Consider the following 19,117-nt stretch of genomic DNA (forward strand, 5'->3'; position numbering starts at 1 on the left):
CAAGTTCCTGTCGATGGGGGAGGCCGGCCGGCGGGCGGTGTCAGCGACCGAAGGTGTCGATGCCGGAGACCAGCCACCGTCCGTCCCGGCGCACCACGTCCACGGCGAACATGGCACCCGCGTACGTGCCCTCGTCGTCGGCCTTGTCCTTCTTGGCAGCGGTGCTGACGCTGCTCTGGTCGGCGTAGACGAGGACCCGGGCCCGGTCGCCGTCGATCCGCTCCACGCCGCTGTCGGTGACCGTCGTCGTGATCACGGCCTTCTGCTGATCCGCACGATCGCGCACCGCCGCGAAGAGGTCGCGGTGCTGCGCGACGGCCTTTCCGGTGAGCAGTTCGCGGGCGGCCTCGTCCAACGCCGCCGGGTGGGTGTGGTCGTACGAGAAGAGCGCGGCCACCGCCCGCGTGGTCTGGCCCTTGATCTCGCTCGTGGCCGAGACGTCGGTGAGAGCGGTGTTCTGCCGAGCGGGCTTGTCCCGCAGCGTGTCGGCCCGGCCGTGCGCCCACCCCGCGAACCCGCCGAGCAGCAGCGTCAGTACACACAGCGCGCCCACCACGGCGGGGGTGCGCCGCGGACGCTGAGCAGCCCTCGCGGGCTTGTCCGCGGCGTCGTCCGCCTCCGGCGCGCTGTCCTCGCCGCGTACGGTGTCCGCCGGGGCGGGGGAGCGGCGCGGCACCCGGATGGATCGGCGCGCCCCCTCGTTCGCCGGGCTCGGCTCCGACTCTGTGACGGTGCCCGCCGCGACGGTGGCCAGGGAGCCGGCGTCCACGGCCGCGCCGGGCCGGTCGGCGCGGGCCTGGCGGCGGCGCTGGTGGTTGATGTGGTGCCGGGTGCTCGACATGGTGCGCGGGTCCTCTCGGTGCGGCCGGTGGCGGGACGGACGAGGGCTCAGTCGCTCAACGCCGAGCCCACGGGGGCTTGGCCGAGGTCACTGAGTTTCCACCGGCCGCCCGTGCGGGTGAGCTCGCCGAGCATGCGGCTGTCCTTGTCGCTGCTGCCCTTCGGGGCCCGGACGGTGATGCGCAGCGCCACCAGTACGCGGGCCCGGCCCGCCCGTTCGTCGAGTTCGGTGACGGCGCCGGACAGCACGCGGGCCGTGGTGACCGTCCCGGCGGCCTTCACCTGCTTGCTGAACGCGGCGCGTCCGTCGACGAGTTGTCTGTGCAGCTCGCCCGTGGTCGAGGCCTCCCAGAGGTCCAGGCCGTCGTCCACCTCGCGGTGGTCGAGGGTGTTGAGATTCTGTACGGCCTGTTCGCCCGCCGTCAGTGCCTGGTCGCGCTGGACCGCGTAGGCGGCGGAGTCGTCGTGCGCGGCCCGGTACCAGTCGGTGCCGGCCCACGCGGCGGTTCCCGCGGATGCCAGCGCGAGGGCGAGGGCCGCGGCGGACAGGGCCCGCAGTCCCGTCAGGGCCCGTGCCGGGTTCTTCATCAGGTGCTCCCGTCTAGCGCTGATGGTCAGCGGGTCTGGATGTCGGCGATGCGCCAGCGGTCGTTCTCGAACCGGGCTGTGACGGACAGTTGGGCCGCCGCGTAGCTCTCCTTCGCGTTGCCGCGTCGTGAGTTCTGGTCGAGGAAGACGAGCAGCTTCGCCGTCCCGCCGCGCAGTTCGACGACGCCGGTGCGTACCGCGACCGTGGTCAGGCCGACTTCCTGCCCGGCCAGATCCGACCGGACCCGGTCGAAGAGCTCGCCGTACTGCCGGGCGGCCCGTCCGGTGAGCACCGAACGGGCCGACTTCTCCGTCGCATCTGTTCCCTCCGGGGTGTACGAGAAGATCCGCGCCAGGGCGTTGTCGACGTCACCGGCGACGCGGTTGGTCGCCTCGACGTCGGTGAGGGCGCGGTTCCCGGCGGACGGCGTGGACCTCAACTGGTGCGCCTCGTACAGGAATCCGGCGCCCGCGACCAACAGAACGACAGCGAGCACGAGGAGACCGACACGACGCCGGCCGGCCGTGAGACCCGTACGCTCGGGAACGGCGGCCGCCTCGGGGGCGTCGTCCTCGTCGTCGCCGACCCCGCGTTCGGCGGTGTCGGACGCGGACCTCTCGGCGTCCGCTTCGGGTGAGTCCTCCGCAGCGTGCGCCGGCTCGGTCGAGGGTTCGTCCGCGGGGATGTCTGCCGAGTGCTCGGTGGTCCCCCGCGACGTGGTCCGCGTCCCGCCCCACAGCCGGTTCACGAGGTGGCCCCCGTGCTCGGCGATGGAGTCGCGCTCGTGCCGTCGTCCCGCCGGGGGACCGCGCCGAGGGCCCGCACGCGCCACTGCCCGTCGCCGTCGCGTGCCAGGAGCGCCTCCAGCCGCTTGCGCTCCGGAGTGGCTGTCTTCGACCCGACGGGCGTGACGTCGACCCGTACCGTCGCGATGAGCTTCGCCGTGCCCGCCCGGGTGTCGAGTGCCGTGACGGCGGCTTCCGTGACGGCGCCGCGCGCCGACGGGCCCGTCCGCGCTCTGGTGCTGCCCAGTTCGTCGCGCAGGGGCCCCGTGGCGACGGTCCGCCATGCCCGTACGCCGAGTTCGGCACGCTTCTGCGTCGAGGCGTCGAGTGTGTTGAGTACGGCCAGAGCGTGCCGCCCGTCGTCGAGTGCCGCGTCCCGGGCCTGTCCGTAGGCGAGCGAGTCGTCGCCCCGGGCCTGCGCGTACGTCCACGCCCCTGTGCCGCAGAAACCGAGCGCCAGGGCCAGCCCCACGCCGGTCAGCACGTCCGCCCGCCTCATCGGTCGCTCCCCGCGTCGAGACCCAACAGCCCTGCCATACCGGTCGGTGAGCTGCCGCCGGCGCCGGGCAGAGCCAGAGCCCCGGGGAGTGCCGCGGAGGTCTGCCGCGATGTGCCCTGAGCCGTTCCGGAGGCCGGCGAGGACCCCGACGGCAGCGAACCGGGACGGGCCGGTGTCGGGACGCCGCCTCCGCTCGGAGCGTTCGCCGAGCCACGGACGCCGACGCCGCTCGACGCGGACGCGGTGCAGGACGCACCGGTGTTCAGTGCGGGCGCCGTCCCCAGGTCGAGCCCGTTGCGGTAGCGGGTGGCGCCGTAGCCCTCGGTGCAGGGCAGCGGCTCGAAGAAGGTCAGCGCCAGACCGAGGTCGACCTTCCCACCGTCGACAGCCGTGGCACCGGCCGAGACGGCCGCCGGGTACTTCACCAGGAGTTCCTCGACACCGCGCTGGCGTGTGACGGCGACCTCCGAGGTGGTCAGAAGGTTCGCCAGCACCACGCCGAGACTCGGATCGACGTCCCGCAGCAGTCCGCTGACCTGGGCCGTGGCATCCGGAGCGGTCGCCAGCAGGCGACGCAGGTCGGTGTCCGAACCCTTCAGGGCGCGGGCCAGCTCGACCGCCCCCGACCCGAAGTCCCTGATCGCGTCGCCTTCTTCGGCCTGGGTCCGCAGGACCGTCTCCGAGTCCGTGATCAGCCGCGTCGTGGCGGGCAGGGCGTCGTCGGCGGCGTCGACGAACGAGGAACTGCTGTCCAGCAGAACCTGCAGGTCGTCGCCCCGGCCCTCGAACGCCTTGCCGAACTCGTCCACCACGGTCTTCAGATCGTCCAGCGGCACGGACGCGACGAGGTCGTCGACGCTGGTGAGGACGTCCGTGACCGGCGCCGGAACCTGGGTGTCCGCGCGGTCCACGTGGGAGCCGTCGGCGAGATAGGGCCCGCCGTCGCTGTCCGGCCGCAGGTCGATGTACTGCTCCCCGACAGCTGACAGGCTCGCCACGACGGCCTTGGTGTCGGAGGGGATCCGGGGCGCGGACTTCTTGATGCGCAGCTGCGCCACCACTCCGTCATCGGTCAGTTTCAACGGCCCGACCCTGCCCACCGACACACCCCGGTAGGTGACGTCGGAGTGCGTGAACAGGCCGCCCGTCGACGGGAGTTCGACATCCACCGTGTAGTAGTCGGCGGCCCCGACGTACCGGCCGAGGTCGGCATACCGGACGCCGAGGAACCACAGCACGGTGACCGACAGCGCGACAAAGGCGACGTTCTTGAGCCAGACGGCCCGGGTGATCACCGGTCCTCACCTCCGGCGGTCGCCTTCGGTCCGGCCGCGCCCGACTCCACGGTGCTGACCGACGGCAGCGGCAACGACGACGCCTCGCGCGAAGAACGCTCGCCCGACGCGTCGGGCGGGTCGGTCGTGGGGGACGGCGTCGGCGAGGGCGACGACTGCGCCGGGATCAGCGGCGGGATGATTGTCGTGCCCTCGGGTGCGGCCATCGTCAGATACACGTTCAGGTAGTCGCCCTTGACGCCGCTGAGCACCTCGTCGGTGAACGGGTACGTCAGCAGGACCTGAAGTGAGTCGGGCAGATCGGTCCCCGCGTCGGCCAGTGCCTTGAGGCTGGGGGCGATGGCCTTGAGATCGGCGATCATGTCGTCCTTGCTCGCGTTGACGGTGGAGACGGCGGTGTCGGACAGCGTGTCGAGCGAGCGCAGCATGGTCAGCAGGGAGCCGCGCTGGTCCTCCAGCGTCTTGAGGCCGGGGGAGAGGTCGGTCAGCACGGTGCTGACGTCCTCCTTGCGCGTGGCCAGCGTGGACGCGAGCCGGTTGACGGCGTCGAGTGCGTCGGTGATGTCGCCGCGGTGCTTGTCCAGCTCGGTCACCAGGGTGTCGACCCGCTTCAGCGTCGACCGGATCTGGGGTTCACGGCCTCCGAGCGCCGAGTTCAGCTCGGTGGTGATGGTCTTCAGCTGGTTGACGCCGCCGCCGTTGAGCAGCAGGGACAGAGCGCCGAACACCTCCTCGACCTCCGTGTTGCGGTTGGTGCGGGAGGCAGGGATGACGCTGCCGTCGGCGAGTCGCCCCGTACCGCTGGACCTCGACGGTGCCACGAGCTGGATGTACTTCTCGCCGAGCAGGCTGGACTGTTCCAGCCGGGCACCGGCGTTCGCCGGCAGGCGCACCGACCCGTTGATCTCCAGGGTGACGCGCGCCGACCAGTTCTCGTTCAGCTGGATCCCGGTCACACGTCCGACGGCGACGTCGTTGACCTTCACCGCGGCCTGTGGGACCAGGCTCAGCACGTCGTCCAGGTTCGCGGTGACGCGGTACGGGTGCGAGCCCAGGTCGGCGCCGCCGGGCAGGGGCACGTCCTCGATGCCGTCGAAGCCGGGCAGCACCACCACCGCGGCCCCCACGGTCAGGACGAGGCCGAGACCGACGGCGATCGCGCCGCGCAGGCTCGAACCGATGGCGACGCCCGTGCTGGTCGCGCCGCGGCTGACCTCCGCCGAACTTTCCCGCTCCTTCCTGCGCATCATCGGCCGCCGTCCCCCTCCGAGGTCGATGCCGCGCTGTCACCGGCGACCGGCAGCGGCAGGACGCTGATCTCGTTGAGGTCGGCGCGCCCGTTGAGCCGGCGCGTGTCCGGGTCGTAGGCGCCCACCAGGTTGTCCGCGGCGAGCGGTGCCACGTCCAGGGCCTCCGCCAGGGACGCCCGTTGCCTCACCAGCGTCTGGGTGATGGGCACGAGCTTGTCCACGTTCTTCTTCAGCTCGCCCCGGTTGTCCTCGATGAAGGTCTTGACCTGGCTGAGGGCGATGCCGAGTTCCTTCAGCGCGCCGGCCAGGTCGTCCTTGTTGTCGGCGAAGAAGCCGACGATCTCGTCCAGGCGTTCCTGCGCGGTGCGGACGCCGGTGTCCTTCTTCTTGAGCATGGACGTGAAGGACTGGAGCCGGCTCAGCGTGGTGAACAGGTCGTCGCTGCTGCCGTCCAGGGTCCTGGCCGCCTTGCCGAACTGTTCGACGGTGTCGCCGATCGCGGCGCCGTTGCCGTCCAGGTTGGCGGCGCCGGTGGCGAGCAGCTTGTTCAGGGCCCCTTCGGAGTTCACACCGTCCGGCCCGAGTGTCCGGCTCAGCTCGGTGATCTGGTCGTAGAGCTGGTCGATCTCCATCGGAGTGCGGTTGCGGGCCGCGCTGAGCACGGCGCCGTCGCCGAGGCGGGGTCCGGAACCGTAGGCCGGGGTCAGTTGGATGTACCGGTCGGCGACGACGCTGGGCGCGACGACGACGGCGCGCGCGTTCACGGGCAGGCGGATGCCCTCGTCGAGCGCCAGCCGCACCCGCACCTTGGTGCCCTGCGGCTGCACGGACTCCACCTCACCGACCCGAACCCCCAGGATGCGCAGGTCGGACCCGGCGTACACACCGACGGCCCGGTCGAAGTAGGCGGTCAGCCGGATGCCGTCCGAGTTGTCGGCCAGCGCGGTGGCCGTGATGCCACCGGCCAGCACCACGAGGGCCGCACCGGCCGCGAGGAGTGTTCTGCGCCTGCTCATCACCGGCCGCCTTCCGTGGCCGTGGCTGACTGCCCGGCGCCCGTCGTCCGTGGCGGCACGCAGCCCGACTTCGGCCGGGATGCCTCGGGCAGGTACTCCGGCGGGACGACCCCGCACAGGTAGCTGTCGAACCAGTGCCCGCTGCCCAGCGTGTTGCCGACGAGCCGGTAGTAGGGGCCGACGAGCGCCAGCGTCCTGTCGAGCTGCTCGTTGTTGGCCTCCAGCACTCCGGTCACCCGGCTCAGCGCCTTGAGGGTGGGGCCCAGTTGCTTGTCGTTGTCCCCGACGAGACCGCTCAACTCCCTGCCGAGCTTGCGGCTGCCGGTCAGCAGCGCCTTGATGGCGTCGCGCCGGTCGGTGAGTTCGCCCAGCAGCGGGCCGCCGTCGTCGATGAGCGTCTCGAAGCTCGACTTCTGGTCCTTGAGCGTCTTCGTGAACTTGCTGGTCCCCTTGAGCAGGTCCGCCAGCTTCTGGTCCCGCTTGGACACCGTCTTCGACAGCGCCGAGAGACCGGTCGCGGCCGTGCGGACGTGCGAGGGTGAGTCGGCGAACGTCTCCGAGATCGTCTCGAAACTCGCCGCGAGCTGCTTCGTGTCGATGTCGTCGATGGTCCCGCCGAGATCCTGGAACGCCTGGGTGACGTCGTACGGGGAGGTGGTGCGGGACAGCGGAATCCGCACGCCGGGACTCTGGCGGACCCCGCCGAGCGGGTCGAGGGCCACGTACTTGTCGCCCAGCAGAGTCTTGATGGCGATGGCGGCGGTCGTGCGGTCCCCGATCCAGGCGTCCTTCACCGCGAAGGTCACCTTCACCTTCGGGCCGTCGAGCGAGACGCCGGTGACCTCGCCGACCTTCACGCCGGCGATCCGCACCTCGTCACCGTCCCTGAGACCGGCCGCCTCGCTGAAGTCGGCGCTGTACGTGGTGCCGGAGCCGATGAACGGCAGTGCCTGCACGTTGTAGGCCAGGAGGCCGACGACGGTCAGAGCGGAGAGCCCGACGAGAGCCACGGCCACCGGGTCGCGTTCCTTCACGGGCTTGAACCGGGGCGCGCGTCGGGCGGGCCGGCGGCCGTGCACGGACGCCGTCATGAGCCGCACCTCGACTCGGTGACGGGGATCCCGGTGGGCGGCTTCGAGCCGTCGGAGGTCCGCACGCCGGTCACCTTCGCCTCGCACAGGTAGAGGTTGAACCAGGACCCGTACGACGCCAGCCGGGACAGCGTCGTCAGCTTGGCCGGGGTGCGGTCGAGGAAGTTCTCGATCTGCGGGGTGCCGTCGCCGAGGTTGTCGGAGAGCCGCCCGAGTTGCGCGATGTCCTCCTTGAGGGGTGCGCGGCCGTCCTCCAGCAGATCGGCGGTGACCGTGGTCAGCGATCCCACGGCGGTGACGGCCTCGCCCAGCGGCTTGCGGTCGTCGTTGAAGCCGGAGACGAGCTCTTCGAGGGTCACGACGAGGTCGTCGAAGGAGTCCTCGCGGTCGTTGAGGGTCTTCAGGACGGTGTTCAGGTTGGTGACGACCGAGCCGATCACCTTGTCCTTGGCGGCGACGGTGCCGCTGAGGGAGCCGATGTGCCGCATCAGGCTGTCGACCGTGCCGCCCTCGCCCTGGAGCACCTGGACGATGGAGCCGGCCAGTTCGTTGACGTCCTTCGGGGACAGCCCCTCGAACAGCGGCTTGAACCCGTTGAAGAGCAGGGTCAGGTCGAGCGCGGGCGTGGTGCGGTCCAGCGGGATCGTCGAGTTCGCCGCGAGAGTCCCGGACAGGCCGCCCGTGCCGCGGTCGAGCGACAGATACCGCTGGCCGACCATGTTGAGGTACTTCACCGCCGCTGTCGTCGAGCGGGGCATCGTCCGGTCCTCGTTCACCGTGAACGTGACCTGCGCGGTGCGGCGGTCGACGACGCGCACGCCGGTGACCTCGCCGACCTTGACGCCGGAGATACGGACGCTGTCGCCGTCGATGAGTCCGGTGACGTCGCTGAACAGCGCCCGGTACGTACGGCCCGAGGAGCCGACCCCGGTACCGGCGACGCTGTACCCGAGGATCGTGGTGGCCAGCGCGGTGACCACGATGAAGATCAGCGACTTCAGCAGCGGCCCGGTCAGGGGGCGGCGCCGGATGTGCGCGTCGGAGGGGGTCACCTCAGTGTCACCTCCGTCCCGCGCAGCGCGGGACCGACCAGCAGGCTGCTCCAGTCGGGCAACTCGTCGGCCCGCTTCCCGGCGGCGGGCGCGATCAACTCGTTCACCAGCGCGTTCTCCTGCGGGGAGTTGGCCGGACCGAGATCCTGCTCGACGCCGGCGGACACCGTGGTCGCGGGGCGGGCACCCGTGCCCAGATACGGCACCGGGTAGCACTTGGGACCGCCACCGGAGTTGTAGACCGGCGTGTCGTCGCCCGCGGTGTAGGCGCCGCGGCTGGTGTCGGTGGTCACGTCCACGTGCAGCCCCGGCCGGTCGGTTCCCTTGCCGAGTGCCTTGTCCATCGCGGGGACGAACTCGGCGAGCGTGCGCAGCGTGCAGGGGAACTCCGAGGAGTACTCGGCCAGCAGCCGCAGTGTGGGGCGGGACGTCGCGGAGAGCCGGATGATGTTGTCCTTGTTCTGCCGCAGGAAACCGGTCACGTCCTCGGCGGTGCGCGTCGTCGCGCCGAAGGTCCGCGACAGGTCGCCCTCCTTCTCGGCGAGCGTCCCGCTGGTGGTGGTGAAGTCGGTGAGCGCCGTGAGGATGTCGGGCGCCGCGTCGGCGTACACGTGGCTCACTTTCACGAGTTCCTTGAGATCCCTGTTGAGGGTGGGAAGTTGGGGATTGAACCGGGCCAGATGCCGGTCGAGCTTGCTCAGCGTGGCGCCGAGCTTCTCGCCGCGTCCCTCCAGCGCCTGGGAGACGGCCGACAGGGTCTGCGACAGCTCGGCCGGCCGGACCGCGGTGAGCATCGGCAGGACGTCGTCGAGCACCTGCTGGAGCTCGACGGCGTTGGCCGAGCGGTCCTGCCGGATGACGGCGCCCTTGGCCAGTGACGTCGAGGAGGGCGCGGCGGGCGGTACGAGGGCGACGTAGCGTTCGCCGAACAGGGTGGTCGGCAGCATCTGCGCGCGCACGTCCGAGGGGATGTCGTGCAGGACGCCGGGCCGCAGAGAGATGCTGAGCCGGGCGCCGTTCCCGGCGGAGCTGATCTCGCGGACCTCGCCCACGACCACGCCGCGCAGCTTCACCTCGGCGCCCCGGTGCATCTCGTTGCCGACGCTGCCGGTCTCCACCGTGATCGGGTCGGAGTCCACGAACTTCTTGTCGTAGACGGCGATCGTGCCGTAGATCAGCAGGGCGGTCACCACCGGGAAGGCCAGACCGGCCGAACGCCGTACCAAGGTGGACGAGCTTCCTCGGCGCCGCTCGGGCGGCGGCGGAGGGGTCTGGCGTCGCTCCTCGGGGAGCAGAACCGCGCTCATCTCAGCCCGCCACCTTCACGGTTGTGGTGGCGCCCCACAGCGCCAGCGACAGGAAGAAGTCGGTCACGCTGATCAGCACGATGGCGTGGCGCACCGACCGTCCGACGGCGACACCGACTCCCGCGGGGCCGCCGGCGGCCCGGTAGCCGTAGTAGCAGTGCGCGAGGATCACCATCACGCTGAACAGCAGCACCTTCAGCACCGACAGCAGGACGTCCGTGGGGGAGAGGAACAGGTTGAAGTAGTGGTCGTACGTGCCCCGGGACTGTCCGTTGAAGAGCACGGTGACGTACCGGGAGGCCAGGTAGGAGGTGAGCAGCCCGACGGCGTACAACGGGATGATGGCGATCACCCCGGCGATGACACGGGTGCTGACCAGGTAGGGCTTGGAGCGGATGCCCATGCCCTCCAGCGCGTCGACCTCCTCGTTGATGCGCATCGCGCCGAGCTGCGCCGTGAAGCCCGCGCCGACCGTGGCGGACAGGGCGAGCCCCGCCACCAGGGGCGCGATCTCACGGGTGTTGAAGTACGCGGAGACGAAACCGGTGAACGCCGCGGTGCCGATCTGGTCCAGGGCGGCGTAGCCCTGGAGGCCGACGACGGTGCCGGTGAACGCGGTCATAGCGACCATCACGCCGACGGTGCCGCCGATGACACCGAGTCCGCCGGAGCCGAAGGCGACCTCGGCGAGCAGGCGGAGCACCTCCTTGAGGTACCGGCGCAGGGTGCGCGGGATCCACAACAAGGTCTTGGCGTAGAAGATGAGTTGGTCGCCGGAGCGGTCGAGCCAGACGAGCGGGGAGGCCACGGGCGCTCAGCCTCCCTTCGGAGGGACGATCTGCAGGTACAGGCCCGTCAGCACCATGTTCACGAAGAAGAGCAGCATGAAGGTGATGACCACCGACTGGTTCACGGCGTCGCCGACGCCCTTCGGCCCGCCGCGCGGGTTCAGGCCCCGCTGTGCGGCGACGATGCCGGCGATGAATCCGAAGATGAGGGCCTTGAGTTCGCTGATGTACAGGTCGGGCAGCTGGGCCAGCGCGGAGAAGCTGGAGAGATAGGCGCCGGGTGTGCCGTCCTGGAGGACGATGTTGAAGAAGTAGCCGCCGAGCGTGCCGACCACCGAGACCAGTCCGTTGAGCAGCACGGCGACACCCATGGTGGCGAGCACACGGGGAACGACCAGACGCTGGACGGGCGAGACACCCATCACCTCCATCGCGTCGAGCTCCTCGCGGATCTTGCGGGAACCCAGGTCGGCGCAGATCGCGGAGCCGCCCGCGCCGGCGATGAGCAGGGCGACGATCAGCGGACTGGCCTGCTGGACGACGGCCAGCACACTGGCGCCGCCGGTGAAGGACTGGGCGCCGAGCTGCTCGGTCAGCGAGCCGACCTGGAGGGCGATCACGGCACCGAACGGGATGGCGACCAGTGCGGAGGGGAGGATGGTCACGCTCGCGACGAACCAGAACTGCTCGACGAACTCCCGGAACTGGAACGGGCGTCGGAACGCGGCCCGGCACACTTCGGCGGCCAGCGCGAACATCAGTCCGGTCTGGCGCAGCGCAGCGTTCACGCGCCGCCCCCCGAGACGGGGATCGGGACGGTGGAGGCGTTGGAGCCGTTCGTCGCGTAGGTGCGCTCGATTGCGGACCGGGCGGCCGGTGGCAGCCGGTCCAGCATGCCGAGCACCCGCTCGCGCCGACGGGCAACGGCACGTCGCTGGGGGAGACCGGGAGAGGGCTCCAACTGGGGCACGATCTCGCGGGGTTGCTCCGGGCGCCGGGTCGCGGCGGCCTCGGCGGCCAGCGTCGCGGCGTCCTTCTCCTCGGACATGCCGATCGGGCCCTCGCGGCGACCGCGCAGGAACTGCGCCACCACCGGCTCCTCGCTGGTCAGCAGCACCTCGCGAGGGCCGAACGTGACCAGCTCGCGCCGGAAGAGCATCCCCATGTTGTCGGGCACGGTCGCGGCGATGTCGAGGTTGTGGGTGACGATCAGCATCGTCGCGTCGATCTGCGCGTTCAGGTCGATGAGCAGCTGTGACAGATAGGCGGTACGGACCGGGTCCAGGCCGGAGTCCGGCTCGTCGCACAGGATGATCTGCGGGTCGAGCACCAGCGCACGGGCGAGCCCCGCGCGCTTGCGCATGCCACCGCTGATCTCGCCGGGCAGCTTGCCCTCGGCACCCAGCAGGCCGACAACCTCGATCCGCTCCATGACGATGCGGCGGATCTCCGACTCCTTCTTACGCGTGTGTTCGCGCAGCGGAAAGGCGATGTTGTCGAACAACGACATGGAGCCGAACAGAGCGCCGTCCTGGAACATGAGCCCGAACATTTTCCGGGTCTCGTATATCTCGTGTTCCCGACTGTTCGCCATGTCCACTCCGTCGATGAGGACACGTCCCCTATCGGGTTTGAGCAGCCCTATGAGCGACTTCAGGAAAACAGTCTTTCCAGTGCCGGACGGACCGAGCATGACGCTGACTTCTCCTGCCGGCAAAGTCAGCGTCACGTCCTGCCAGATGTTCTGCCGGCCGAAAGACTTGGTCAGTCCCTCGACCACGACTTCGATGCCCATTTCACCTCCAGCAGGCGCGGTTCGCGTGTGCACCGTGTGGCGCACGCTAGGTGGTTCTGTCGTTCGTTGACAATGGGTAGGGAACCCGCTCTCGGGGGCGCTCCCCGACTTTGTCACCGCGGAGACAAAAGCCGGATCGGATCTTGTCTCCGCGGAGATAGCAGGGCCTCGTACCTCCGGGGGGTCGGCTGTAAGAGGCCCTGCTGACCGGGGATCCGGCCTCGAAGGAGGGTGAGACCGAAACCGCCTGTGGTGAGTCCGGCCGGCAGGGGCGCCGACCTGGACCGCAGCTGCGCACCGGAACATTACGGCCCAGTAACCTGGCCGGGCAATACCAGTCGCCGAGTTTTTGGAACGGCGGGCTTCGGCCAAACCCTTTGTGTGTGCCAGGAGACAAAGAGCGGCCGAAACATTGTCACTCGGTGCGCAATCCACGGGTTCCGCCGCACCGGGAGCGGCTTGTGGTGATGTCATGCGGGACCCCTACGCCAACGATTAGGATGCTGCCGGGATTTGGCATCGGATGACTAAGGCCGACGGCGGACCGCTCACCTGGGAAACAGTCCGGAAAAGAGCCAAAAGAATCATGGGCTGCGCCATTGTTCAGCTATGTTTCTCGCAAGTAACGTCGAAGCGCGGTCGAGGAATCCAGAGCCGCGGGAGCCAGCAGCCCGTAAATCACCGGCGGGCGATGTGCACCCTCTTCCGGTCAATCCACAAGGAGCGTCCGAGAGTTATGAAGAAGTCCCTCAAGAGAACCGCGGTCATCGCGGGTACGGCTGCTGCTGCCTTCGGCCTGGCCATCGGTCCGTCGTCGGCCGTGCCGTCCACCGTCTGGACCGTCAACCCGACGCCGGCCAGCTTCACGGCCACCAACAGCGGCAACATCGTGCTGACGGCGAACATACCGATGACGTGTACGACGTCCTCCGCCTCCGGCACGATGGCGAGCGCCACCGGCAACCCGGCGACGGTCGCCAGCATCTCCGCCATCAACTTCGGCACCAGCGGCGCGCCCTGCACCAGCGTCCTCGGCAACGTGACGACCGTGGCCACCACCCCGTGGACCGTCGTCGCCCAGGACTACACCGCCGGGACCGGCGTGACCAAGGGCTACGTCGGCAACGTGAACGCGACCATCACCGTCGGCGCCTGCGTGTTCAAGGTCGTCGGCAAGGCGTCCGCCACCTACACCAACTCGACCGGCATCCTCGCGGTCAACAGCGTCTCCGGTGAGCTGACGGTCACCACGGCGACCGGCTGCGGCACGGTCGTCACCACCTCGACCAAGCCCACCTTCAAGGGCAACTACGCCGTGAAGGTCAGGGGCACGACCACCATCCCGACCATCGTGGGCTCCAACCCGTAGGTCGACCCGTGCCCGGATGCGCCCGGCCGGACCACCGGTCGGGCGCATCCGGGTCGTCAGAGCGCGCCCTACCCCGTACCACCGCACACCCCTGATCCGAACGAGCGGAGCCATACGATGAGACCGCACCTGACGGTGGGCGCCACTCGGCGGAGCACCCGTGGCCGCAACGCCGCGATCGCCGCGTTCGTCGTCCTCGCCGCCATGGTGCCCGCCGGAGTCGTCGTCGCCGTCGACCAGAGGGTCGACGTCGCGCTGCCCTACGCCTGCACCGGGCCGTCCGGAGACGTGGACGCGACGGTGCGTGTCTCCGCGTCGTTGCCCGACCGCGTCGATGTGGGACAGGCCATCAAGGCGGCCGACGTCGAGACATCCTTCGAAATGTCCGAGGAAGCGGTGCGCGAGCTCACCGGGAAGGAGACGACCGCCGTCACGGCCGGCACCCGGCTCACGGTGGACGTGGCGCAGGGCGACTCCACCGCACAGGCCCTCTGGCGCGGCTCCGCGAACCCACAACCCGTCCCGTCGGCCGGACCGCTGACGCTGAAGACCACGGGGGACGTCCCCACCGTCACCGGTCAGGACGACGGTGACCTGACCTTCACCGCCGGGGTTCTCGGCGTGGACCTGGCGCTGACCGCGGCGACGCCCGACACCGACCCGCGGTCACTCACCCTGGAGTGCAAGCCCGACAAGGACGCGCCCGCTCTGCTGGCCACCGTCACGGTCGGCACGGGCACGGAAGGACCGGACGGCTCACCGACCGCCTCGCCCTCCGCCTCCCCGTCCGGCACGCCGGGCCGGCAGGACGAGACGACGGGTGGCAGCCAGGACGAGCGTGCCCCGAAGGTCGCGGGCCGGCCGTCCGTTCAGGCCGACGCCCGCCCGGCGGCACCGCCGTGCAGGTACGACGCGGGCTATCCGGTCGGTCCGATGTCCCTCAACAGCTATGTCGCCGGGTACGCCAACGTGCGCAAGCAGAACGCCGCGGCACTCATCCCGCCGTTCTGCACCATGCTCGAACAGGGGTCGCCCGAGTTCGAGCCCTACCCGGACTGGAGCGGCGGCGTCATCCGCCAGCACTCCACCGGCGACCTCTACAACAACGGCCGCAAGGAGAGCATGCCGTTCACGGCGACGTTGCTGACCTTCGGCTTCATGCCCGCCGAGGCGACGATGGTGCTGGAGCAGGCGGGCCCCCTGACAGTCGACTCACTGGGCGCCACCGACTTCGTGTTCACCAGCACCGACACCTACGTCCGGGTGCCTCTCGTCCTGCGGGTGACCAGACTCGAGGTCGACGGCACCCCGCTGAACGTCGGCCCCACATGCCGCACGAACGGCCCGCTGAAGTCGCCCGAGCCCGACAGCGCCAAGTTTCCCGGCGACCACCTCGTCCTGCATGGCAGGGGAGAACAGAACTCCGGCGAGCCGGCGACCGGCTACCAACTGCTCTCCGGCGGACCACTGACCGGCGAGGTCACCATCCCCGCCTTCCACGGCTGCGACAACGCGGGCGAGAACCTGGACCGCCTGTTCACCGCCGCCGTGTCCGGCACCGGCAACTACATCAAGCAGATGCAGGGCCAGACCTGCTACGCCGCCGCCGAGGTGCCCAACCCCGACGAATGCACCGAGGACCGCCAGCCCCTCAAGGTCCCCGTACCCGAACGCTGACACGTACCCGAACGCTGAAACGCACCCGAACCGTTCGACAGCCCCCGCACCTCCCGCACCTCCCCTTCCGTCACGAAAGGCACCTCATGACCCGCCTGCGCTTTTCGGCCAGATCCGCCACCGTCGCCACCGCGCTGACCACCGCTGTCGGCGCCTTCGCCTCGATGGGCACGGCCACCGCGGCCACCGCCCAGCTGAACGGCGAGTGGGCTCCGTTCACCCGGTGTCCGGTCGACGCCCCCGCCATGGTCGCCGCCGACGGCCTGGAGCGGACCCCGCAGTGCGTGGCGTCCTCCTCCGCCAGCGGTTCGATCAAACTGGGCAACACCACGGTGACCACGGGCCGGACCGACCTGCAGATAGGTGTCATCCAGAACTCCGACGGCAGCAGCACCGTGGTGGCGCCTCCCGGGGGTGCGCTCATCGCCGACTCCGCCACCGTGCCGGGCGGTCTGATCGGCCTGATGTGCCCGAGCAACGTGCCGGCGATCACGGCCATCTGCAACCAGATCACCAACGCGAGCCTCAACAAGATCACGGCAACCGTCGAATCCGTCGGCACGCCCTCGAACTTCGACCAGAGCGCCGGCGCCCTGACCGACCTGCCCATCGTCTCCATCCCGGTCCGCATCCACCTGGAGAACCCCCTTCTGGGCAGCAAGTGCTACATCGGCACGGCGTCCAAGCCGGTGGTGCTCCGCCCGAGCAACGTCAACTACCCCGACTTCGGGCTCACCTTCTTCGACGGGGCCGGCAACCTGAACGACGAGGGTGCGATGAGCCGCGTCAACCTCATGGGTGCCACGCAGAGGGACAGCACCTTCGCGGTTCCCGGTGCCAGCGGTTGCGGACTCGGACTGTTCGGCCTGATCGACGCCGCGGTGAACCTGAAGACAGGTCTGCCTTCCGCCGCCGGCAACAACAGCCTGACACTCAACAGCACATCCACCTCCCTGGCCGGGCTGGGCGCTCCGGGAACCGTCGCACCGGACGCCGGCAAGGAACTCTCGAAGAACTGGCACAGCGCCGTCAAGTAGGCGCTGCAAGGCGACTGTTCTCAGCCGCCCCGGCAGTACACAGTCGCCTCCGCAGACCAAACTGTGCCCAAAGTGTGTACGCACTGGAGAAGTTGAATTACTTTCAGCTGCCAAGGACGTCATGCGTCCGACGTCCGGACCGGACGCCGAACCCGCTCGTTCGGGACCTCGGTGTCCGTGCCGGTGACCTCCCCCGGGCACAAGAAGAGCGAGGGACCACGGATGCCTTCACCCGCGCGTACACCGGAAGTCGGTGAGCCGCTCGATCCGCTGCCCATCGGGTTCGCCGCCTTGATGAGACCGGAGTTACCCAGTCTCGTCAAGGAGATCCGGACCGAGGTCACCCGTGCCTATCCCGTATACGGCCGCCTCCTCGACGGACCGGATGCCGACACCATCCGGCAGGGTGTCGAACAGGCCATCACCGCCTTCGTCGACCGCGTCGCAGAACCCGACAAACCCTCCACGCTCCGCGACACACTGCTGCGCCGGTTCGGTCGCGTGGAGGCGTACGAGGGACGCGACCTGGAGTCCCTGCAGGGTGCCTTCCGACTGGGAGCCCGCATCGCCCTACGGCGCGCGCACTCGGTGGGCCGCCAGTACAGCCTCTCGCCCACCCTCATCCTCGCCTTCGCCGACGCCCTCTTCGCCTACGTGGAGGAGCTGGCGGAGGTGTCCCGCGAGGGCTACAGCGAGGTGCAGGCCCGAGGCACCTCCGAAGTGACCATGCTGCGAAGGCAGTTGCTGCATCTGATCCTGGGCGCGTCCCCGCTGCCCCAGCCCACGGTCACGGACCTGTGCGAGGCCGCGGCCTGGCCTCTGCCGGCCGAGTGCACACTGATCGCTCTCCGCTCACCCGCGCCCGACAGCATCGAGGCGGACCTCGCCGACGACGTGCTCACCGAACTCGACGCTCCCCACCCCCACCTCCTGGTACCGGGACCGCTGACCTCCGAACGACAGGCCATGCTCGGCCAGGCACTGAACGGCACCCGCGCCGTCACCGGTCTGACACTGCCGACAGCGCAGGCGGCCGACTCCCTGCGCTGGTCGCGTCGCGTCCTCCAGCTCATCGACGACGGCATCGTCCCGGACGCCCCCGTCGTCCGCTGCGAGGACCACCTCACCACTCTGTGGCTGCTGTCGGACCCGCCGTTGGTGCATCAGGTCGCCGCCCGCGAACTGGCCCCCCTGGCAGGCCTGCCGGCCAGCCGACGCGAGCGGCTGGTGGAAACGCTCCGGGTCCACATCTCGACCCGCGCCCCGGCCGAACAGGTCGGTGACATGCTCGGGGTCCACGCCCAGACCGTCCGCTACCGCCTACGCGGCCTCGACGCCCGCCTCGGCGATCGCCTCACGGACCCGGATCACCGCTTCGCACTCGAAGCGGCTCTGCGCTCACTGCATCTGCAGGACGACACGGGCACCGGGTCGTGACGCCGTCCGCGCCGGATGAGGCCGCGGCACGCGGAGTGGTCGCGCACCACGGCTGCGCACGGCGATCCGGTACGGGGAGCAGCTGAGACAGCGCCGCACCGGCGGACGGCGGTGCGGTGATCCGTTTTGGTCCCCATGCCGTGTGGACAGTCGTGGGCGGCATTCCGTTCAGCCTGCGGCAGGGCGTCCCCGGAGGCGGCGTCAGGCGGTTCGGGCCAGGTCCTGGGGGCGTACCGCGTGGGCGAAGGGCGCGCCTCGGGCGTAGCGGGCGATCTCGGCCGCGGCACAGTCGGCCATGCGGCCGAGTTCGCTGCCGAGCGAGCCCGCGATGTGCGGGGTGAGGAGCACGTTCGGCAGGCGGTACAGCGGTGAGTCGGCCGGGGGCACGTCGGGTTCGGTGACGTCGAGGACGGCGTGGATGCGGCCGGACGTCAGTTGGGCGACGAGGGCTTCCGTGTCGACGAGGGAGCCCCGGGCGGTGTTGATGAGGGTGGCCCCGTCGGGCAGCAGGGCGAGCCTTCCGGCGTCGAACATGTGGTGCGTCTCGGGCAGTTGAGGGGCGTGGATGGACACGACGTGGCTGCGGCGGGCGAGTTCGTCGAGGCCGACCGACCGTGCTCCGAGCCGGGCGGCGCCCGCGTCGTCCAGGTACGGGTCGTGGACCAGGACGGTGAAGTCCAGCGGGCGGAGCAGTTCGATCACCCGGCGCCCGGTGCGCGAGGCGCCGACGATGCCCACCACGCGGCGGTAGTTGCCGTGGCCGGCGAAGTACGGCAGCAGCGGATAACGGGCGCGCCGCTCCCGATAGACGCGGGCGCTGTCCAGGACACGCTTGCCGGACAGGAGGATCGCCGCCAGCGTGTACTCGGCGACCGGCAGCGCGTTCGCCGCGGCGGCGGTGGAGACGGCGATCCCGCGTTCCCACACCGCGGCGGTCACATGGTGCTTCACGGAACCGGCGGCGTGGACCACGGCCCGCAGCCGCGGCATCGCCGCCAGGACCGTGTGCGTCAACGGCGGGCAGCCCCAGTGCGTGAGCAGCACTTCGGCGCGGGCGAGGGCCATGGCGGCGCCGGGATCCGCGAAATCGGTGACCAGCAGGTCCGGATCGAGCTCCGCCGCCTCCCGGAGCCGCTCGACGGCGCCCTCGGCACGCAGTGCGTCCCAGGTCTCCCGCGACATGGCGGCGACGGTCGGAGGACGCCGGCTGACGGCGGGGGCGGCGGGAGCGGTCCGGGCCGGGGCGCCGGGAACGGTCCGGGCCGCGCCCGGTGCCGTGTCGTCGGGTGC

General features: G+C 70.2%; 18 protein-coding genes. 4 read left to right on the forward strand and 14 right to left on the reverse strand.

The genetic code is table 11. The features are described from left to right. Positions 1–40: 40 nt before the first annotated feature. The 13 genes from ACIP79_RS13030 to ACIP79_RS13090 are packed head-to-tail and all read right to left on the reverse strand — an operon-like array spanning position 41 to position 12,307. A complete protein-coding gene (locus ACIP79_RS13030) occupies positions 41–841 on the reverse strand; it encodes a hypothetical protein (protein ID WP_401222604.1) in 801 nt (266 codons plus the stop codon). 47 nt (positions 842–888) lie between these two features. Further along, the gene (locus ACIP79_RS13035) at positions 889–1,428 is read right to left on the reverse strand and encodes a hypothetical protein (protein WP_401222606.1); all 540 of its coding nucleotides are present in this window, start codon (positions 1,426–1,428) and stop codon (positions 889–891) included. Positions 1,429–1,454: 26 nt separating this feature from the next. Beyond that, a complete protein-coding gene (locus ACIP79_RS13040; RefSeq protein WP_401222608.1) occupies positions 1,455–2,177 on the reverse strand; it encodes a hypothetical protein in 723 nt (240 codons plus the stop codon). Beyond that, positions 2,174–2,713 (reverse strand): hypothetical protein, encoded by a 540-nt coding sequence (locus tag ACIP79_RS13045; protein ID WP_401222609.1) that lies wholly within the window; start codon positions 2,711–2,713, stop codon positions 2,174–2,176. Before ACIP79_RS13045 ends, ACIP79_RS13040 begins: the two co-directional genes overlap by 4 nt. After that, positions 2,710–4,008 carry an MCE family protein gene (locus ACIP79_RS13050; protein ID WP_401222611.1) on the reverse strand — a complete coding sequence of 433 codons (1,299 nt, stop codon included), beginning with the start codon at positions 4,006–4,008 and terminating at the stop codon, positions 2,710–2,712. The genes ACIP79_RS13045 and ACIP79_RS13050 overlap by 4 nt, the downstream gene beginning before the upstream one ends. Then, positions 4,005–5,255 carry an MCE family protein gene (locus ACIP79_RS13055; protein ID WP_401222745.1) on the reverse strand — a complete coding sequence of 417 codons (1,251 nt, stop codon included), beginning with the start codon at positions 5,253–5,255 and terminating at the stop codon, positions 4,005–4,007. Before ACIP79_RS13055 ends, ACIP79_RS13050 begins: the two co-directional genes overlap by 4 nt. After that, on the reverse strand, positions 5,255–6,274 hold the full coding sequence (locus ACIP79_RS13060) for an MCE family protein (protein WP_401222613.1): 1,020 nt from the start codon (positions 6,272–6,274) through the stop codon (positions 5,255–5,257). Before ACIP79_RS13060 ends, ACIP79_RS13055 begins: the two co-directional genes overlap by 1 nt. After that, entirely contained in the window at positions 6,274–7,365 is a 1,092-nt protein-coding gene (locus ACIP79_RS13065) for an MCE family protein (protein ID WP_401222615.1), read from the reverse strand. Before ACIP79_RS13065 ends, ACIP79_RS13060 begins: the two co-directional genes overlap by 1 nt. Beyond that, positions 7,362–8,417: an MCE family protein gene (locus tag ACIP79_RS13070; RefSeq protein WP_401222617.1), complete on the reverse strand. Its 1,056-nt coding sequence runs from the start codon at positions 8,415–8,417 to the stop codon at positions 7,362–7,364. Before ACIP79_RS13070 ends, ACIP79_RS13065 begins: the two co-directional genes overlap by 4 nt. Beyond that, positions 8,414–9,724, reverse strand: a complete 1,311-nt coding sequence (locus tag ACIP79_RS13075; RefSeq protein ID WP_401222618.1) for an MCE family protein — start codon at positions 9,722–9,724, stop codon at positions 8,414–8,416. The genes ACIP79_RS13070 and ACIP79_RS13075 overlap by 4 nt, the downstream gene beginning before the upstream one ends. A 1-nt stretch (position 9,725) precedes the next feature. Next, the gene (locus ACIP79_RS13080; RefSeq protein ID WP_081224135.1) at positions 9,726–10,532 is read right to left on the reverse strand and encodes an ABC transporter permease; all 807 of its coding nucleotides are present in this window, start codon (positions 10,530–10,532) and stop codon (positions 9,726–9,728) included. 6 nt (positions 10,533–10,538) lie between these two features. Further along, a complete protein-coding gene (locus ACIP79_RS13085) occupies positions 10,539–11,270 on the reverse strand; it encodes an ABC transporter permease (protein ID WP_081224556.1) in 732 nt (243 codons plus the stop codon). 26 nt (positions 11,271–11,296) lie between these two features. Then, entirely contained in the window at positions 11,297–12,307 is a 1,011-nt protein-coding gene (locus ACIP79_RS13090) for an ABC transporter ATP-binding protein (protein WP_387178243.1), read from the reverse strand. 736 nt (positions 12,308–13,043) lie between these two features. On the opposite strand from ACIP79_RS13090, the gene ACIP79_RS13095 reads away from it, so the two are divergent. From ACIP79_RS13095 to ACIP79_RS13110, 4 genes are all read left to right on the forward strand, one after another. Continuing rightward, positions 13,044–13,676, forward strand: a complete 633-nt coding sequence (locus ACIP79_RS13095) for a hypothetical protein (protein WP_401222620.1) — start codon at positions 13,044–13,046, stop codon at positions 13,674–13,676. A gap of 117 nt (positions 13,677–13,793) precedes the next feature. After that, positions 13,794–15,353, forward strand: a complete 1,560-nt coding sequence (locus ACIP79_RS13100; RefSeq protein WP_401222622.1) for a DUF6801 domain-containing protein — start codon at positions 13,794–13,796, stop codon at positions 15,351–15,353. Positions 15,354–15,439: 86 nt separating this feature from the next. Continuing rightward, a complete protein-coding gene (locus ACIP79_RS13105; RefSeq protein ID WP_401222623.1) occupies positions 15,440–16,390 on the forward strand; it encodes a hypothetical protein in 951 nt (316 codons plus the stop codon). 222 nt (positions 16,391–16,612) lie between these two features. Next, positions 16,613–17,827, forward strand: a complete 1,215-nt coding sequence (locus ACIP79_RS13110; RefSeq protein ID WP_401222625.1) for a helix-turn-helix domain-containing protein — start codon at positions 16,613–16,615, stop codon at positions 17,825–17,827. 201 nt (positions 17,828–18,028) lie between these two features. On the opposite strand, the gene ACIP79_RS13115 is transcribed toward ACIP79_RS13110, so the two are convergent. Then, positions 18,029–19,009 carry a hydroxyacid dehydrogenase gene (locus tag ACIP79_RS13115; RefSeq protein ID WP_401222748.1) on the reverse strand — a complete coding sequence of 327 codons (981 nt, stop codon included), beginning with the start codon at positions 19,007–19,009 and terminating at the stop codon, positions 18,029–18,031. Positions 19,010–19,117 lie beyond the last annotated feature (108 nt).

Origin of the sequence: Streptomyces sp. NPDC088747 (assembly GCF_044751025.1) — a bacterium.
Classification (GTDB): Bacteria; Actinomycetota; Actinomycetes; order Streptomycetales; family Streptomycetaceae; genus Streptomyces.